The 15001-nt window shown below is 54.3% G+C and carries 13 protein-coding genes; 9 read left to right on the top strand and 4 right to left on the bottom strand.

The genetic code is table 11. The features are described from left to right. Positions 1-25 precede the first annotated feature (25 nt). From AB8846_RS17465 to AB8846_RS17485, 5 genes are all read left to right on the top strand, one after another. Positions 26-1699, top strand: coding sequence for an S-type pyocin domain-containing protein (locus tag AB8846_RS17465; protein ID WP_370733268.1), 1674 nt, complete (start codon positions 26-28; stop codon positions 1697-1699). Further along, on the top strand, positions 1696-2163 hold the full coding sequence (locus AB8846_RS17470) for a DUF6392 family protein (RefSeq protein ID WP_370733269.1): 468 nt from the start codon (positions 1696-1698) through the stop codon (positions 2161-2163). Before AB8846_RS17465 ends, AB8846_RS17470 begins: the two co-directional genes overlap by 4 nt. 516 nt (positions 2164-2679) lie before the next feature. Beyond that, entirely contained in the window at positions 2680-4224 is a 1545-nt protein-coding gene (locus AB8846_RS17475) for a peptide MFS transporter (protein ID WP_370733270.1), read from the top strand. A 58-nt stretch (positions 4225-4282) separates the two neighbouring features. After that, the gene (locus AB8846_RS17480) at positions 4283-5317 is read left to right on the top strand and encodes a Gfo/Idh/MocA family oxidoreductase (RefSeq protein ID WP_370733271.1); all 1035 of its coding nucleotides are present in this window, start codon (positions 4283-4285) and stop codon (positions 5315-5317) included. A gap of 50 nt (positions 5318-5367) precedes the next feature. Continuing rightward, on the top strand, positions 5368-5589 hold the full coding sequence (locus AB8846_RS17485) for a zinc ribbon domain-containing protein (RefSeq protein ID WP_370733272.1): 222 nt from the start codon (positions 5368-5370) through the stop codon (positions 5587-5589). Here AB8846_RS17485 and AB8846_RS17490 read toward each other — a convergent pair. From AB8846_RS17490 to xseA, 3 genes are read right to left on the bottom strand one after another with little or no spacing between them, the layout of a single operon-like run. Beyond that, positions 5586-5936 carry a protealysin inhibitor emfourin gene (locus AB8846_RS17490; protein WP_024908659.1) on the bottom strand — a complete coding sequence of 117 codons (351 nt, stop codon included), beginning with the start codon at positions 5934-5936 and terminating at the stop codon, positions 5586-5588. The two genes, AB8846_RS17485 and AB8846_RS17490, sit on opposite strands and share 4 nt — an antisense overlap. Beyond that, positions 5937-6956: a M4 family metallopeptidase gene (locus tag AB8846_RS17495; protein ID WP_318591979.1), complete on the bottom strand. Its 1020-nt coding sequence runs from the start codon at positions 6954-6956 to the stop codon at positions 5937-5939. Between the two features lie 58 nt (positions 6957-7014). Then, positions 7015-8388, bottom strand: coding sequence for an exodeoxyribonuclease VII large subunit (gene xseA / locus AB8846_RS17500; RefSeq protein WP_370733273.1), 1374 nt, complete (start codon positions 8386-8388; stop codon positions 7015-7017). A gap of 159 nt (positions 8389-8547) precedes the next feature. Between xseA and guaB the strand changes: the two genes are divergently transcribed. Both guaB and guaA read left to right on the top strand, forming a co-directional pair. Further along, positions 8548-10014: an IMP dehydrogenase gene (guaB, locus tag AB8846_RS17505; protein ID WP_063143434.1), complete on the top strand. Its 1467-nt coding sequence runs from the start codon at positions 8548-8550 to the stop codon at positions 10012-10014. A gap of 68 nt (positions 10015-10082) precedes the next feature. Next, entirely contained in the window at positions 10083-11660 is a 1578-nt protein-coding gene (gene guaA / locus AB8846_RS17510) for a glutamine-hydrolyzing GMP synthase (protein ID WP_370733274.1), read from the top strand. A 145-nt stretch (positions 11661-11805) separates the two neighbouring features. On the opposite strand, the gene AB8846_RS17515 is transcribed toward guaA, so the two are convergent. Beyond that, entirely contained in the window at positions 11806-12024 is a 219-nt protein-coding gene (locus AB8846_RS17515) for a hypothetical protein (RefSeq protein WP_370733275.1), read from the bottom strand. 384 nt (positions 12025-12408) lie between these two features. Here AB8846_RS17515 and AB8846_RS17520 point away from each other — a divergent pair, with 384 nt between their 5' ends. Further along, positions 12409-13692, top strand: a complete 1284-nt coding sequence (locus AB8846_RS17520) for an AAA family ATPase (protein WP_370733276.1) — start codon at positions 12409-12411, stop codon at positions 13690-13692. Beyond that, on the top strand, positions 13692-14300 hold the full coding sequence (locus AB8846_RS17525; RefSeq protein WP_370733277.1) for a hypothetical protein: 609 nt from the start codon (positions 13692-13694) through the stop codon (positions 14298-14300). The genes AB8846_RS17520 and AB8846_RS17525 overlap by 1 nt, the downstream gene beginning before the upstream one ends. Positions 14301-15001 lie beyond the last annotated feature (701 nt).

Here is a 15001-nt window from a genome sequence, read left to right on the forward strand (position 1 = left end):
CCGAACGGACCTTATGGGCCGAGGAATGGCCCTGACTGGAGATAAAACCTCAACCGGTGCTACCTGTATTGGTTCACTCCCGAACTGCACTGAATATGGGCGCGTAGTTGTTCGTGTTGGTGATAAAACTACGCCATGTAAAAACTGCGGGAAACCCGGAACTATTCTCGATGGTGAGCCAAGCGTGATACTCCACGGGATTGCCGCCGCAGTTGATGGATCAGAAGTCAGGTGCGACTGTCCTCCGGGAACAAATTTTATAATCGCTCCCATTGGCGAATGGTTGGGTAGTGGACCATCACCGGAACAAATTGCCAGGGAAAAGCACGCCGCTATGATGGCCGAACGCAGGGCAGAGCAGGAGAGGGAGGAAAAACGCAGAGAGGAGGAAAGGGAGCGCAACCGCGTATTTGCGAAGTCCTGCCTGCGCGGTAATGGGTGCAATGATGCCGGTGACCAGCGTGAACCCCACACCCATTTTGCTGATATGGCATTTTTTCAGGCCATGCCCGCCAGCGACCCGGCAACCGATTCAGACGCCCCGCAGCACGCACAGACCGCAAAAAAGAAAAAGCCAGAGGACATCCCCAAACCGAAAAAGCGCAGCGCCCTTTATCGCTGGTGGAACGGCAACCATGAGGAAATGGATTATCAGGCGGCCGTTGCTGCCGCTTCTGCTGCTGCACGCGCGCAGACGGCCACGGCAGGTGCAAGCCTGCTGGAGCTGATAAGCGGCAGGGCGCTGACCTACGGCACCTGGGCGGTGCGTGGCGCTGCCGGGCTGGGTGAGGTGGCCGCCACCGGAGCGGGCGCCCCCGTGGCCGGGCTGCTGGTGGGAATGATGCCCGGCAGGCTGAACGACGGCGAACAGGACTTTATCGACCGTATGCGCCTGGCGCAGATGCGTGACGCCCCAAGCCGTGTTCGCTATACGTGGGAGAACGACAGCAGGGGGAACCCGGTGCCGCACGGCTGGCACACGCCACCTGGCCGGGACAGTGTGCGCGTCAGAAAAATGGAGTACGACAGCAGGGCGCAGGCGTACACGTTCACCACGGAGGAAGAACCGCACATAACCATCGTGTGGACGCCTGACCGGACAGACGAGAAAACGCCGTGGAATACCGGCAACCAGGCGCGGCCGGTGCTGCCGAACCCGGTGGTTGTTGACCCGCTGCCTGATAACACCAGCATAACGGCGACCACCAGCCCGGCACCGGAGGAGAAGAGTTTTGCGGATTACATTCTGATCCTGCCGTTCCCTGACCTGCCGCCGATTTATATTTACCTGAGCAAACCACCGGTGGAGTTTCTGGAAGTCGAGCTATACAGTGACTTTAAACGCCGTTCGCGGCAGGGGATTTATGAGGCGGATCATATGCCGTCAAGAGCGGCGGTTGAAGCATATTTAACGGCGCTTTATCCTGATGTTGATCCAAAAGATATCAGTAAATTAGCTGATGATGTGGCAGCAATAGTAATTCCTAAAGAAGTGCATCAAAAAATTAGTGAAACGTATGGAGGCCGTAATACTCCGGCACAAATCGATCTCGATTCAAGAAACTTGCGCGCGGCGCTTGATCGCAACCTGGATGCTATCGAACCAGCGCTAAAAGCAAATGGAGCAACAGAAAGTCAAATTGAGGCGGCGAGGGCGAAAATGCACAGACTGAACAGTGAACAGGGATTATACAAATGACAATAAACGTTAATGCACTAATTGAGGGGTTAGGGAAAAGTTACAAAGAGCTGCTTGATTCTGAATTAATCATATACAAGTCACCTCCTAAAGGTGCGTCCGGCTCTCCAGTTCTAAGTCTCGATATGTCCAAAGAAGGGGTATTTTTATCTTTTTGGCGAGAAGGACGGATTTTGAAGGCACTGACTTTAACCATTCAGGACGATGACAAAGCCGATTGGGTGTTTCCAAACAATCTGCCTGAGCCATTAGCTAAAAAGATGAACCGGAAATGGGTACATGAAAATATTGGTGAGCCATTAAGAAGCACTCCTCCTAAGGTGATTATGAAGCGTTCTTTTGGATGGACGGATCTTTATGAGGCAAAAGGGTATGTAAATCCTACGAGCATGCAGATTAGTTATGACGTAGCGGATAGCGTGAGGTCTGTAACCTTCATGCCAACGTCAGAACTTCGCTGGTAACATCGGAGATACTTACCGCAACAAAACACCAGCCAGGATCCTTCGTCTTGGCTGGTGGAATCGGTCGATAGTTTTAAGTGTGAAAATTAATTCTCTTTATGGGTACCAATGAAAATGATGTACCCAAGTGTGTACACATTGATTGATCTGTATTGAAAAAGATTTATAAAACAATAATTTTTGCCTTTAATATTCTTTCACATTAAGCAAAGCAAAAACCTTAGCTGAGCCCGCTATAACCCGCCTCTGTCGCGGTTTTTTTTCGCGCTTTCACAGCAATGGCTAACCCGGTGTGAAGTCAATCACTATTCACTCCTAACCATCTTTAAATCCAGAAAAGTAGACAATCGTCGAGTTTTCATCTTAAAGTCCAGGGTCCGGTACTAGACAAAACTAGCGCCTGGTTATCAAATGGTTAACTAATTTTTCGCCGCATGTAAAAAATCGGCCAGATACGTAACTGGCCGGCGTACCTGCTGGTGTTTACAAGCACGACACATACCTTTCGGGAGAATTATGCAATCCACTGTTAATCAAAAAGAGAGCCGAACGTTCTTCGGCCATCCGTATCCGCTCGGTTCCCTGTTCTTCACCGAGATGTGGGAGCGTTTCTCGTTTTACGGCATCCGTCCGTTACTGATCCTGTTTATGGCCGCCACCGTCTATGACGGCGGGATGGGCCTGGCGCGTGAAAACGCCTCGGCGATTGTCGGTATCTTTGCCGGTACCATGTACCTGGCCGCGCTGCCGGGCGGCTGGCTGGCCGATAACTGGCTCGGTCAGCAGAGAGCCGTCTGGTACGGTTCGATCCTGATTGCGCTCGGACACCTGTCGATCGCGCTCTCCGCAGTGATGGGGAACAACCTGTTCTTTATAGGCCTGATGTTCATCGTGCTTGGCTCCGGGCTGTTTAAGACCTGTATCTCGGTGATGGTCGGCACCCTGTATAAAAAAGGCGACGCGCGCCGTGACGGCGGTTTCTCGCTGTTCTATATGGGCATCAACATGGGCTCGTTTATCGCGCCGTTGATTTCCGGCTGGCTGATCAAAACCCACGGCTGGCACTGGGGCTTTGGTATTGGCGGCATCGGGATGCTGGTGGCGCTGATTATCTTCCGCGCGTTTGCCGTTCCGGCAATGAAACGCTATGACGGCGAAGTCGGCCTCGACTCTACCTGGAACAGCCCGGTGGTGAAGCGTAACGGCGTGGGCGTTTGGCTGCTGGCGCTGGCGGCAGGCGTGGCAACGATCGTGACGCTGATTGCGCAGGGCATGATTGTGATTAACCCGGTCGCGGTAGCCAGCGTGCTGGTCTACGTGATTGCGGCGTCTGTTGCCCTCTACTTCATTTATCTGTTTGTTTTTGCGGGGCTGAACCGTAAAGAGCGCGCCAGGCTGCTGGTCTGCTTTATTCTGCTGATTTCCGCGGCGTTCTTCTGGTCCGCGTTCGAACAAAAGCCAACCTCGTTCAACCTGTTTGCCAACGACTACACTAACCGCATGATTGGTGATTTTGAAATCCCGGCGGTGTGGTTCCAGTCAATCAACGCCCTGTTCATCATCCTGCTGGCACCGGTGTTTAGCTGGGCATGGCCGAAGCTGGCGAGCAAAAACATTCGCCCGAGCAGCATCACCAAGTTTGTTATTGGTATTCTGTGCGCGGCGGCGGGCTTTGGCCTGATGATGCTGGCGGCACAGAACGTGCTGAGCAGCGGTGGGGCGGGCGTGTCGCCGTTCTGGCTGGTGGGCAGCATCCTGATGCTGACGCTTGGCGAACTGTGCCTGAGCCCGATTGGCCTGGCGACCATGACGCTGCTTGCGCCGGAAAGAATGCGCGGCCAGATGATGGGGCTGTGGTTCTGCGCCAGCGCGCTGGGTAACCTGGCGGCGGGCCTGATTGGCGGCCACGTGAAGGCCGATCAGCTGGATATGCTGCCGGATCTCTTTGCCCGCTGCTCCGTCGCGCTGCTGATTTGCGCTGCGGTACTGATCGTCCTCATTGTTCCGGTGCGCCGCATGCTGGAAAATGCGCAGACTAAACCGGCAGCTAACGCCTCTTAAACCTCGAGCTTGCCGGGGCGGCGTTATGCCCCGGCAATTTATTCGACGAGGTAAGAACATGCTGTTAGGGTTTGTTGGTCTTGGCGCAGTCGTTGAAACAGCTTACCTGCCCGCAATACGAAAACGCTTTGATAATCTCCCTCGCTGTTTAGGCTTTGATATCCAGCCCGTAAAACAGCCCGAGGGCGTAACGCGCTGTGCCACACTGGCTGAACTCCTCTCCCAACCGCTTGATACCCTGTTTATTACCACGGCGTCGCTGCACCATCTTGAGGTGCTTGAACACGCTCTCGCCTCATCGGTTTCCCGCATCGTGGTTGAAAAACCGATTGTCGCCACGCTTCCCCAAACAGAAAAGCTCAACGCGCTGCTGGCGGACCCCGACGTCGCCTCCCGCGTGCTGGCGCTCGATCACTGGATGGCGCGTATCGAAACGGTGAAGCGGTCGCTGGTTGGCAGCATCTCTGACATCGTCAAAATCGACGGTTTTTTGCAGGAGCCGAGCGGATATAACGCCGCCGGAGAACCCGTCGCGCTTAACTTTGCCACGGGTGAGCCGGACGCGCGTACGCTTCGCCACCCTGATGGCGTGATTCTGGATATCGGTACGCACGTGCTGGCGATGCTGCGCGAAACGGTGCGCTATCTGGGCGGGAATGATGAGATGACGCTGCGGGTCGTCACGGCTAAAGATCGCCTGGGGCGCAATATTGCAAAAGGCGACCTGACCACGGCGGAAGGCGAGGCGCATCTTCAGGGAAGCATCAGCGGCGTGCCGGTGGATATCTGGCTTAACAAATACGCGGGACCTGCGGGCGGGCAAAAAGGCTTACGGCTCTATTTGCGCGACGGGCGGACCATCAGTTACGACCGGCGCGGCGCTGAAGATGTGCTGGAGCTGATGAATGGCGACACGCGCCAACGCTGGAACATTCCCGGCACGATCTACGAGCGCTGTCTTGCAGAGCATATCCTGGGCGCCAACAGCCTGTTTGAACGGGATCCGCACGAGGTGAGCCGCACGACGCGCCGCAGGATAGATGAAGTGACGCTACTTCTAACGTTACAGCAGCAGCTGCGTGGCCCGCACTGAACGCAACGTGGTAAAATTATTGCAGACCTGAACGCTTTAAAGGAGTCACCATGACGATTACCTGCCCGGATTGCCAGGCACCGCTTGAGCCTCAGAATGGGGTAGTGCACTGCGAGAGCTGTAACAAGGATATTGCGCTCGAAGCCCGCTGCCCGGAGTGCCATCAGCCGCTCCAGGTATTAAAAGCCTGCGGGGCGGTGGACTATTTCTGCCAGAACGGCCACGGTCTTATCTCTAAAAAACGCGTGGAGTTTGTTCGGGCCGAACGTTAATCACACACGCAGCCTTCGCCTTTCTTCCACAGCTCGACCAGCGACTCGGGCGCTTCCTGCTCGGGCACCAGCACGATGATATCGGCGTAGTGCGCCTGATTTTGTCCGGTCCAGATAATCTGGATGCGGAAATAGCGCTGGTCGCCGCTGCCGGGTGAAGAGGCTTGCCCGGGCGGCTGGCCGCGTGGAAAAGCCTGCTCCAGGATGCTCACCAGCCGCTGGCGCTGGGCCTCATTGAGCGACGAAAGCGCGATGGTGCGCTGCCCGCTCAGCTTGGGAATAAAAGCGACGCCGCCTTCCCGGGCCAGCTCAACCACGGCGTCATCCGTCAGTTCCGGAACCTGCATTTACAGCACTCCCACCTGTTCCCAGGCTTGTTTAATGGCCGCTCCAGCGTCGCCGCCGGAGCGTTTCTCTCCGTGCGCGATCGTCAGTTTTGCGAAGGCCTCAAAATCCGCATCCTGCGCCAGTTTGCGATCGCAAACCGTGTCGTACCAGGCATAACCCGCTTTTTCCCAGGCGTAGCCGCCGATCGCCGTCGCGGCCAGGTAAAATGCCCGGTTGGGGATGCCGGAGTTCAGATGCACGCCGCCGTTGTCCTCGCGCGTTTTAATGAAATCTTTCATGTGGGCAGGCTGCGGGTCTTTGCCGAGCAGAGGATCGTCATAGGCGGTGCCGGGTTCAGACATTGAGCGCAGCCCTTTGCCGTTGATCCCTTTCGCCAGCAGCCCTTCACCAATGAGCCAGTCAGCTTTATCGGCGGTTTGCTTCAGATGGTACTGTTTGACCAGCGAGCCAAACACGTCCGACAGAGACTCGTTCAGCGCGCCCGACTGTTCAAAATAGATTAGCCCGGCTTCGGTCTCGGTCACGCCGTGGCTGAGCTCGTGCGCCACCACGTCGATGGCGATGGTAAAGCGGTTAAATATTTCCCCGTCGCCGTCGCCGAATACCATCTGCTGACCGTTCCAGAAGGCGTTCTGATATTCCCGACCATAATGCACGGTGCCGGTCAAAATAAGCCCTTTATTATCGAGCGAATCACGCTGATATTCTTTCCAGAAGAAATCATGGGTAATACCCAAATAATCGTAGGCTTCATCCACCGCCACATCGCCGTTGGATGGCTGACCCTCGTAACGCACCTGCGTACCCGGCAGCTCCTGGGTCTGCTTCGCGTCATAAATATCGCGCTCCAGCTGTCCGGCTTTATTCACGTGCGGCGCGGCGGGTTTGCCGGGCATGTGGGCCATCAGCGTCTGGACGTGGGTTAAGGTCTGACGGGCACAGCGCTGCTGCGGCTCGGAACCGCTTTCGATAATACGACGAAGAATATAAGGGGGAATAACGCTATGAAGATGGGGCATGCTGCTCTCCTTATTAAAAAAGGGAATAGCAGCAGTATAGTAAGTAACCGGCGAAGAATTATCCGGTTTTACGCTGACGCGTCTTTTTCACCGGTTTAATTGATTTCACTTCGCTTTCTACCCAGCCGTCTGACAGACGCGTCGTCAGCACATCGCCGGTATGCACCTGTTTGGTTTGCTTCAGCACTTTGCCGTCCGTCGCCGTCGTCACGCTGTAGCCGCGCGCCAGCGTGGAGAGGGGGCTGACCGCTTCAAGATGGGTCACCGCATTGCCGAAACGTTCGCGGGTGGTGCTCAGTCGGGCGCGGATAGTCTCCGCCAGACGATACTCCAGCTGCTGAATACGCGTTTGCGCGCGATAAATTTTTGGCTGCGGGTTCTGCTGGTTCAGGCGCTGCGTTACGCGCTGCTGGCGCGACACCGCGCGCTTAAGCTGCGCGTCCACCGCAACGTTCATGCGCTGACGCAGGCGCTCCAGCACGGTCTGCTGACGCGCCAGACGCAGCTGCGGGTGCTGCTGCTGAAGTCGGTGATGAAGCTGGGTAAAGCGACGGGTACGGTTGGCAAGGAAGTAGTCCATCGCCATCTCAAGGCGCTGCTGGCCGTTCTGAATCTGACGCAGCAGCTCCAGCTGGTTGCGGCTGACCACTTCCGCCGCCGCGGACGGCGTAGGCGCCCGCAGATCCGCGACAAAATCGGCTATCGTTACGTCCGTTTCGTGGCCGACGGCGCTCACCACGGGGATAAGGCTTGCAAAGATTGCCCGCGCCACGCGCTCGTCGTTAAAGCTCCACAGGTCTTCCAACGAGCCGCCGCCGCGCCCGACGATGAGCACGTCGCACTCCTGACGGGCGTTCGCCAGCTCAATGGCGCGAACTATCTGGCCTGGCGCATCGTCACCCTGAACGGCTGTCGGGTAGATGATGACGGGCAGGGAAGGGTCGCGACGCTTCAGCACGTGCAAAATATCGTGCAGTGCCGCACCGGTTTTCGAGGTGATGACCCCAACGCAGTGGGCGGGGGAGGGCAGCGGTTTTTTGAACTGCTGGTCGAACAGCCCCTCGGCAGAGAGCCTGGCTTTTAACTGTTCATACTTCTGCTGCAGCAGGCCTTCGCCCGCAGGCTGCATGCTCTCGACGATAATCTGATAGTCACCGCGCGGCTCATACAGGGTGATATTGGCGCGAACCAGAACCTGCTGGCCGTGCTGAGGACGGAACGTCACGCGGCGGTTGCTGTTGCGGAACATCGCGCAGCGCACCTGGGCGGTGTCGTCTTTTAAGGTAAAGTACCAGTGTCCGGAGGACGGCTGCGTGAAGTTAGAGATCTCACCGCTGATCCAGACCTGCCCCATTTCCTGCTCAAGCAGCAAACGCACCGTCTGATTAAGGCGGCTGACGGTATAAATTGAGGGGGATTGAGAGGATAACATGTGAGCGGGATCAAATTCTAAATCAGCAAGTTATTCAGTCGATAGTAACCTGCTGAGAGGCAATCGCAAGCATTTTTTTTAAAAAAGTGTGGATGCAATCGGTTACGCTCTGTATAATGCCACGGCAATATTTAACCACCCAGGTCAGAGATATTGCCCATGCTACGTATCGCTAAAGAAGCACTGACGTTTGACGACGTCCTCCTCGTTCCCGCTCACTCCACCGTTCTGCCGAATACTGCCGATCTCAGCACGCAGTTGACGAAAACCATTCGCCTGAACATTCCTATGCTCTCTGCGGCAATGGACACCGTGACTGAAGCGCGCCTGGCTATCGCCCTGGCACAGGAAGGTGGCATTGGCTTTATCCACAAAAACATGTCCATCGAACGTCAGGCGGAAGAAGTTCGCCTGGTGAAGAAACATGAATCCGGCATCGTGTCTGACCCACAGACCGTTCTGCCAACCACCACGCTGCACGAAGTGAAGGCCCTGACCGAACGTAACGGCTTCGCCGGTTACCCGGTTGTGACCGAAGAGAACGAACTGGTCGGTATCATCACCGGTCGTGACGTGCGTTTCGTGACTGACCTGAACCAGCCTGTCAGCGTGTACATGACGCCAAAAGAGCGTCTGGTTACCGTTCGCGAAGGCGAAACCCGCGACGTGGTGCTGGCAAAAATGCACGAAAAACGCGTTGAAAAAGCGCTGGTTGTTGACAGCAGCTTCCACCTGCGCGGCATGATCACCGTTAAAGACTTCCAGAAAGCAGAACGTAAGCCTAACGCCTGTAAAGACGAGCATGGCCGCCTGCGCGTTGGCGCTGCGGTTGGCGCAGGTGCCGGTAACGAAGAGCGCGTTGACGCGCTGGTTGCTGCGGGCGTTGACGTCCTGCTGATTGACTCCTCTCACGGCCACTCCGAAGGCGTTCTGCAACGTATTCGTGATACCCGTGCCAAATACCCCGATCTGCAGATCATCGGCGGCAACGTAGCCACTGGCGCAGGCGCTCGCGCGCTGGCTGACGCCGGCTGCAGCGCGGTGAAAGTGGGTATCGGCCCTGGCTCTATCTGTACCACGCGTATCGTGACCGGCGTGGGCGTTCCACAGATCACCGCCGTGTCTGACGCGGTTGAAGCGCTGGAAGGCACCGGTATTCCGGTTATCGCTGACGGCGGCATCCGCTTCTCTGGCGACATCGCCAAAGCGATCGCCGCGGGCGCCGCTGCCGTAATGGTTGGCTCCATGCTGGCCGGTACCGAAGAATCCCCGGGTGAAATCGAACTCTTCCAGGGTCGTTCTTACAAATCTTATCGCGGTATGGGCTCCCTGGGCGCGATGTCTAAAGGTTCCTCTGACCGTTACTTCCAGACCGATAACGCCGCAGACAAACTGGTGCCGGAAGGTATCGAAGGTCGCGTTGCCTATAAAGGCCGCCTGAAAGAGATCATCCACCAGCAGATGGGCGGCCTGCGCTCCTGTATGGGTCTGACCGGCTGTGGTACCATTGACCTGCTGCGTACTAAAGCGGAATTCGTACGCATCAGCGGTGCGGGTATCCAGGAGAGCCACGTTCACGACGTGACGATCACCAAAGAGTCCCCGAACTATCGTCTGGGCTCCTGATTTTCTTCGCCCGACCTTGTGTCGGGCGATTTATTTAATCTGTTTCACTTGCCTCGGAATTAGCGTCAATGACGGAAAACATTCATAAACATCGCATTCTCATCCTGGACTTCGGTTCGCAGTACACTCAGCTGGTGGCGCGTCGCGTACGTGAACTGGGCGTTTACTGTGAGCTGTGGGCGTGGGATGTCACGGAAGCACAGATTCGCGAATTCAATCCAAGCGGCATCATCCTGTCCGGCGGCCCGGAAAGCACCACCGAAGAGAACAGCCCGCGCGCGCCGCAGTACGTGTTCGAAGCTGGCGTGCCGGTATTCGGCGTGTGCTACGGTATGCAGACCATGGCAATGCAGCTGGGCGGCCACGTAGAAGGCTCCAACGAGCGCGAGTTTGGCTACGCACAGGTAGAAGTCGTCACCGACAGCGCGCTGGTGCGCGGTATCGAAGATTCCCTGACCGCAGACGGCAAACCGCTGCTGGACGTGTGGATGAGCCACGGTGATAAAGTTACCGCCATCCCGTCTGACTTCGTGACCGTTGCCAGCACCGAAAGCTGCCCGTTCGCCATCATGGCGAATGAAGAAAAACGCTTCTACGGCGTGCAGTTCCACCCGGAAGTGACCCACACCCGTCAGGGTATGCGCATGCTGGAGCGCTTCGTGCGTGACATCTGCCAGTGTGAAGCCCTGTGGACCCCGGCAAAAATCATCGACGACGCCGTTGAGCGTATTCGCCAGCAGGTTGGCAATGACAAAGTGATCCTCGGCCTCTCCGGCGGCGTGGACTCCTCCGTGACCGCGATGCTGCTGCACCGCGCCATCGGCAAAAACCTGACCTGCGTGTTCGTGGACAACGGTCTGCTGCGTCTGAATGAAGCCCAGCAGGTCATGGACATGTTCGGCGACCACTTCGGTCTGAACATCATTCACGTTGAAGGCGAGCAGCGCTTCCTGGACGCGCTGAAAGGCGAGAACGATCCTGAAGCGAAACGTAAGATCATCGGCCGCGTGTTCGTGGAAGTGTTCGACGAAGAAGCGCTGAAGCTGGAAGACGTCAAGTGGCTGGCGCAGGGCACTATCTACCCTGACGTGATCGAATCTGCGGCCTCCGCAACCGGTAAAGCACACGTCATCAAATCTCACCACAACGTGGGCGGCCTGCCGAAAGAGATGAAGATGGGTCTGGTAGAACCGCTGCGCGAGCTGTTCAAAGACGAAGTGCGTAAGATCGGTCTGGAACTGGGTCTGCCGTACGACATGCTCTACCGTCACCCGTTCCCGGGTCCGGGTCTGGGCGTGCGCGTGCTGGGTGAAGTGAAGAAAGAGTACTGCGACCTGCTGCGTCGCGCGGATGCTATCTTCATCGAAGAGCTGCACAAAGCTGACCTGTACAACAAAGTGAGCCAGGCGTTCACCGTGTTCCTGCCGGTTCGCTCCGTCGGCGTCATGGGCGATGGCCGTAAGTACGACTGGGTTGTTTCCCTGCGTGCGGTGGAAACCATCGACTTCATGACCGCGCACTGGGCGCACCTACCGTATGACTTCTTAGGGCGCGTGTCTAACCGCATCATCAACGAAGTGAATGGTATTTCCCGCGTGGTGTATGACATCAGCGGTAAGCCACCGGCTACGATTGAGTGGGAATGATTTCCCAACCGGAAACGTCTGGTACTAACAGGTTCTAAATTATCTCTAAGCCCGCGGATTGCGGGCTTTTTTTGGGCCATGGCTGGCGACATCATGCCAGGTTAGTGCCTGGACCGGGCACAATGTAAGGCTATCCATTAAATTCTTATTCAATACGTTCCACATTTGGATAACGATCGGTTGCGGCTTCATGGAAAATGTCACCCAGCCAGCCGGCAATCTCGCCTTCAGGCATATCGTCTGGAATAGCGATGTCATAGAGTCGAAAAAACTTTCTCTCCGTCAGTTCAGCACGAAATACCAGCCACCGATCATGCTTACGTTGAACGCCAATATGCCGTCCAAAAACGTTATATATCAGCATATGCAATCTCCGATCATGCTAATGAGTTCCTGTATCTATGATACATACGTCAGATCAGGCCAGAGAGTAAATCGTACAAATATGAAAGGTCAGCGTCTGCATCTCGCTCAAAGCAGACCTTGACCAGTTTGCAGATCTGCTCCATGCCATGAGCGGAAATGGTTAAGCTACATGTGTTCGTCAATGAGACCATGCTACAGAAAAAATTGCCCTTCTAACGAATGCCACCTCTCCACGAATTGCGTCGCGTAGCCTCCTCCCTTCATGGTTACGCGCTTAGACCAGACATAAACGTTTGCGAAGAGAGCTACATGATTAATAAATTTGAACTATATGCTACCTCGTGAGAAATGGTAACATCCTGTTTTTGCGAGGAGGTTTGTCATGTTAAAACATCTGATGCTTGAAGGGGTCGGGCCCGCCACGACTTTTGGACCGGTTGAATTTTCGCCAAGGCTGAATTTCATCACAGGTGATAACGGTCTGGGCAAAAGTTTTATTCTTGATATTGCTTGGTCCTCGCTGACACGTACATGGGCACGGAATAATGCTGCCGTTCCTCATGCGTCAGTAAAAAAGCCAACAATCAAATACAGTTACAGCAAAACAACTTCCGGTGACGTAAAAGATTCCATCACTTTCAAAAGAGAAGATCAGAGCTGGCAGTGGCCACTTAAAAAGGGCAGACCAGCCATCCCTGGCGTGGTGATTTATGCCGGAGTAGATGGCAGTTTTAGCGTATGGGATCCCAGTCGAAATTTCTGGCTCGATGAGGAGAGCAATGGACGTCAGCGTTCTTTCGACTTTAGCCCTAAACAAGTTTGGGATGGACTTAGGGGTGCAGATGGGACATCTTTCTGCAACGGGTTAATCAGCGACTGGGTTTTATGGCAGAGTCGTTCTGATCCGGCCTTTACTGACCTGATTAAAGTGCTGGAAGTGCTTTCTCCTTCGGATACTGAACTGCTGACGCCTGGCAAACCTGTCCGGTCTGGATACGATGTCAAAGAGTATCCTTCTTTACTAATGCCATATGGGCAGGAAGTTGCTTTATCTAATGCTTCAGCCGGCATGCGCCGTATTACCGCGTTAGCATATTTACTGGTCTGGACATGGAAAGAGCACTTACTTGCCAGTGAAAGATCTGGAAGAAGTAAAGCTAAAGAAGTGATATTTCTTATCGATGAGATTGAATGCCATCTGCATCCACAATGGCAGAGACGAGTCGTACCGGCTCTGCTGAAGGTTATGGAGGCATTAACAGGCAAAAAAGTATCTGTACAAATTATCGTCGCGACGCATTCACCTCTCGTTCTTTCTTCTGTAGAACCGACATTTGATGAGAATCTGGATAGAGTTTTCAATATCAAAATGGAAAACCGGGAAGCAAAAATAAGCGTGGAGCCGTGGTCTAAGCAGGGTGATATTGCTAACTGGCTGGTCTCGGATATTTTTGGTCTTCAACAGGCCAGATCTATCGAAGCTGAAAAAGCGATTGAAGCGGCTGAGGCATTGATGAGGGGAGATACCGACGCCCTTCCTGATGGGCTTAAGTCGAAGGAAGATATTCATAAAGAGTTAAAACGTGTTTTAGCCGGTCATGATGACTTCTGGCCAAGATGGCTGGTGAGCACGAAGCAGGTTCCAGGAGCATTACCGGAGGCGTAATGAAAAAAATAGATCAGTCAGCTTTCGTTGAACCTGCAAAATTCGATCAGGATTGTCGAGTCAAAGGCCAGCAATGGCTTGAAAAACATCCTAAAGCACAAAGAAACCCCGCCAACAACCGTCCAAAGGATTTCTGGTCACCTTTCAAAGGCGATTTGTCCGATGCTTCTAAGGATTTGTGCGCGTATTGCGCTATGTACGAACCAGTCGGAACCGTAGACCATTTCATTTCAGTTAATGAAAATGAAAGCCTGGCCTATGAATGGACAAATTACAGGTATTTATCTTCGTGGATAAACAGCAGCAAAAACAAAACGCCTGACGTTCTGGATCCTTTCCTTGTGGAAAATGGTTGGTATGAAATTTTGTTACCTTCACTGCAGCTTGTAGCAATTTCCGCGAATATTCCGCCCGCTTTTCAGTCTATTGCAGAGACAACAATCACACGGTTGCATTTGCGCGATGACGAGCGGGTTTTACGTCAACGTAGGACGTGGTTAAAGATGTATGAGGAAGGAAAACTGACACTTGACGGTCTTTATCTTATGGCACCGCTGATTGCAGAAGCGGTCGAGAAAAGGGAAAGACAAAATCAAGGTGCTGCCTAAGGTATGACGGAAGAAGCGGGACGTTGCCAGCGTCCCGTTTTCCTAGGCACAACTCAGGAAGAACGATAACGCACCGCTGCTCTCCTGAGATTCACTCAGGACCGTTTAAAACGTCTCAGGCATGAAAGTTTTCAGGAATCTGCTTCTTGCTGTCACAAATCTTTACTTGATTTAAATATTTTATCTATTCGCCAACAGACCTTAACAACAATGCCCGAAACGCGCTCGCGCGGTTCGGCAGAGCTTACCGGCCTGCCGGTAAGCGCAGTCGGGCTGACAACCCGGTACTCCGGGGGCCCGAGGGAGTCAGCTAGGTCTGGCCACTCCGGTTTTTGATCCTGCACAACTGTAAGTACGTTAAGCCGCGGCAACACAGCAGTATAAGTACAAAAAGCAGTAGATAAGTGAATACAGAAGTAAAGTGTAAGCATCCCGCTTAACCAAGCCATTCATTTTTAGAGTATTTTCAGTGAACAGTTCAGGTATTATCTAAGGCCAATGTTCACTCTTCGCTCAAAGCTGCCTGTCATGTCTCATTAAAAATAAGCTTTGCGCACGGAGTGTTTTCCGTCCCGACGGATATCGGCTATCTGGCCTACGGCTTTCTTGGTACGGATTTCCGGTATCGGGGCCCGAAGGCCAATGAACGAAAACGTACGCTAACGAAGTAAATTTCTGATATATCAACACATAATAGCCAT

Source organism: Enterobacter sp. KB-221C9 (genome assembly GCF_041320715.1).
GTDB lineage: Bacteria > Pseudomonadota > Gammaproteobacteria > Enterobacterales > Enterobacteriaceae > Enterobacter > Enterobacter asburiae_D.

Coding starts and splice junctions, on each gene's coding strand:
- AB8846_RS17485 (WP_370733272.1), top strand. CDS start 5,368: ATGACGATTACCTGCCCGGATTGCCAGGCACCGCTTGAGCCTCAGAAT.
- AB8846_RS17465 (WP_370733268.1), top strand. CDS start 26: ATGGCCCTGACTGGAGATAAAACCTCAACCGGTGCTACCTGTATTGGT.
- AB8846_RS17520 (WP_370733276.1), top strand. CDS start 12,409: ATGTTAAAACATCTGATGCTTGAAGGGGTCGGGCCCGCCACGACTTTT.
- AB8846_RS17490 (WP_024908659.1), bottom strand. CDS start 5,936: ATGCAGGTTCCGGAACTGACGGATGACGCCGTGGTTGAGCTGGCCCGG.
- xseA (WP_370733273.1), bottom strand. CDS start 8,388: ATGTTATCCTCTCAATCCCCCTCAATTTATACCGTCAGCCGCCTTAAT.
- guaB (WP_063143434.1), top strand. CDS start 8,548: ATGCTACGTATCGCTAAAGAAGCACTGACGTTTGACGACGTCCTCCTC.
- AB8846_RS17525 (WP_370733277.1), top strand. CDS start 13,692: ATGAAAAAAATAGATCAGTCAGCTTTCGTTGAACCTGCAAAATTCGAT.
- AB8846_RS17495 (WP_318591979.1), bottom strand. CDS start 6,956: ATGCCCCATCTTCATAGCGTTATTCCCCCTTATATTCTTCGTCGTATT.
- AB8846_RS17480 (WP_370733271.1), top strand. CDS start 4,283: ATGCTGTTAGGGTTTGTTGGTCTTGGCGCAGTCGTTGAAACAGCTTAC.
- AB8846_RS17515 (WP_370733275.1), bottom strand. CDS start 12,024: ATGCTGATATATAACGTTTTTGGACGGCATATTGGCGTTCAACGTAAG.
- AB8846_RS17475 (WP_370733270.1), top strand. CDS start 2,680: ATGCAATCCACTGTTAATCAAAAAGAGAGCCGAACGTTCTTCGGCCAT.
- guaA (WP_370733274.1), top strand. CDS start 10,083: ATGACGGAAAACATTCATAAACATCGCATTCTCATCCTGGACTTCGGT.
- AB8846_RS17470 (WP_370733269.1), top strand. CDS start 1,696: ATGACAATAAACGTTAATGCACTAATTGAGGGGTTAGGGAAAAGTTAC.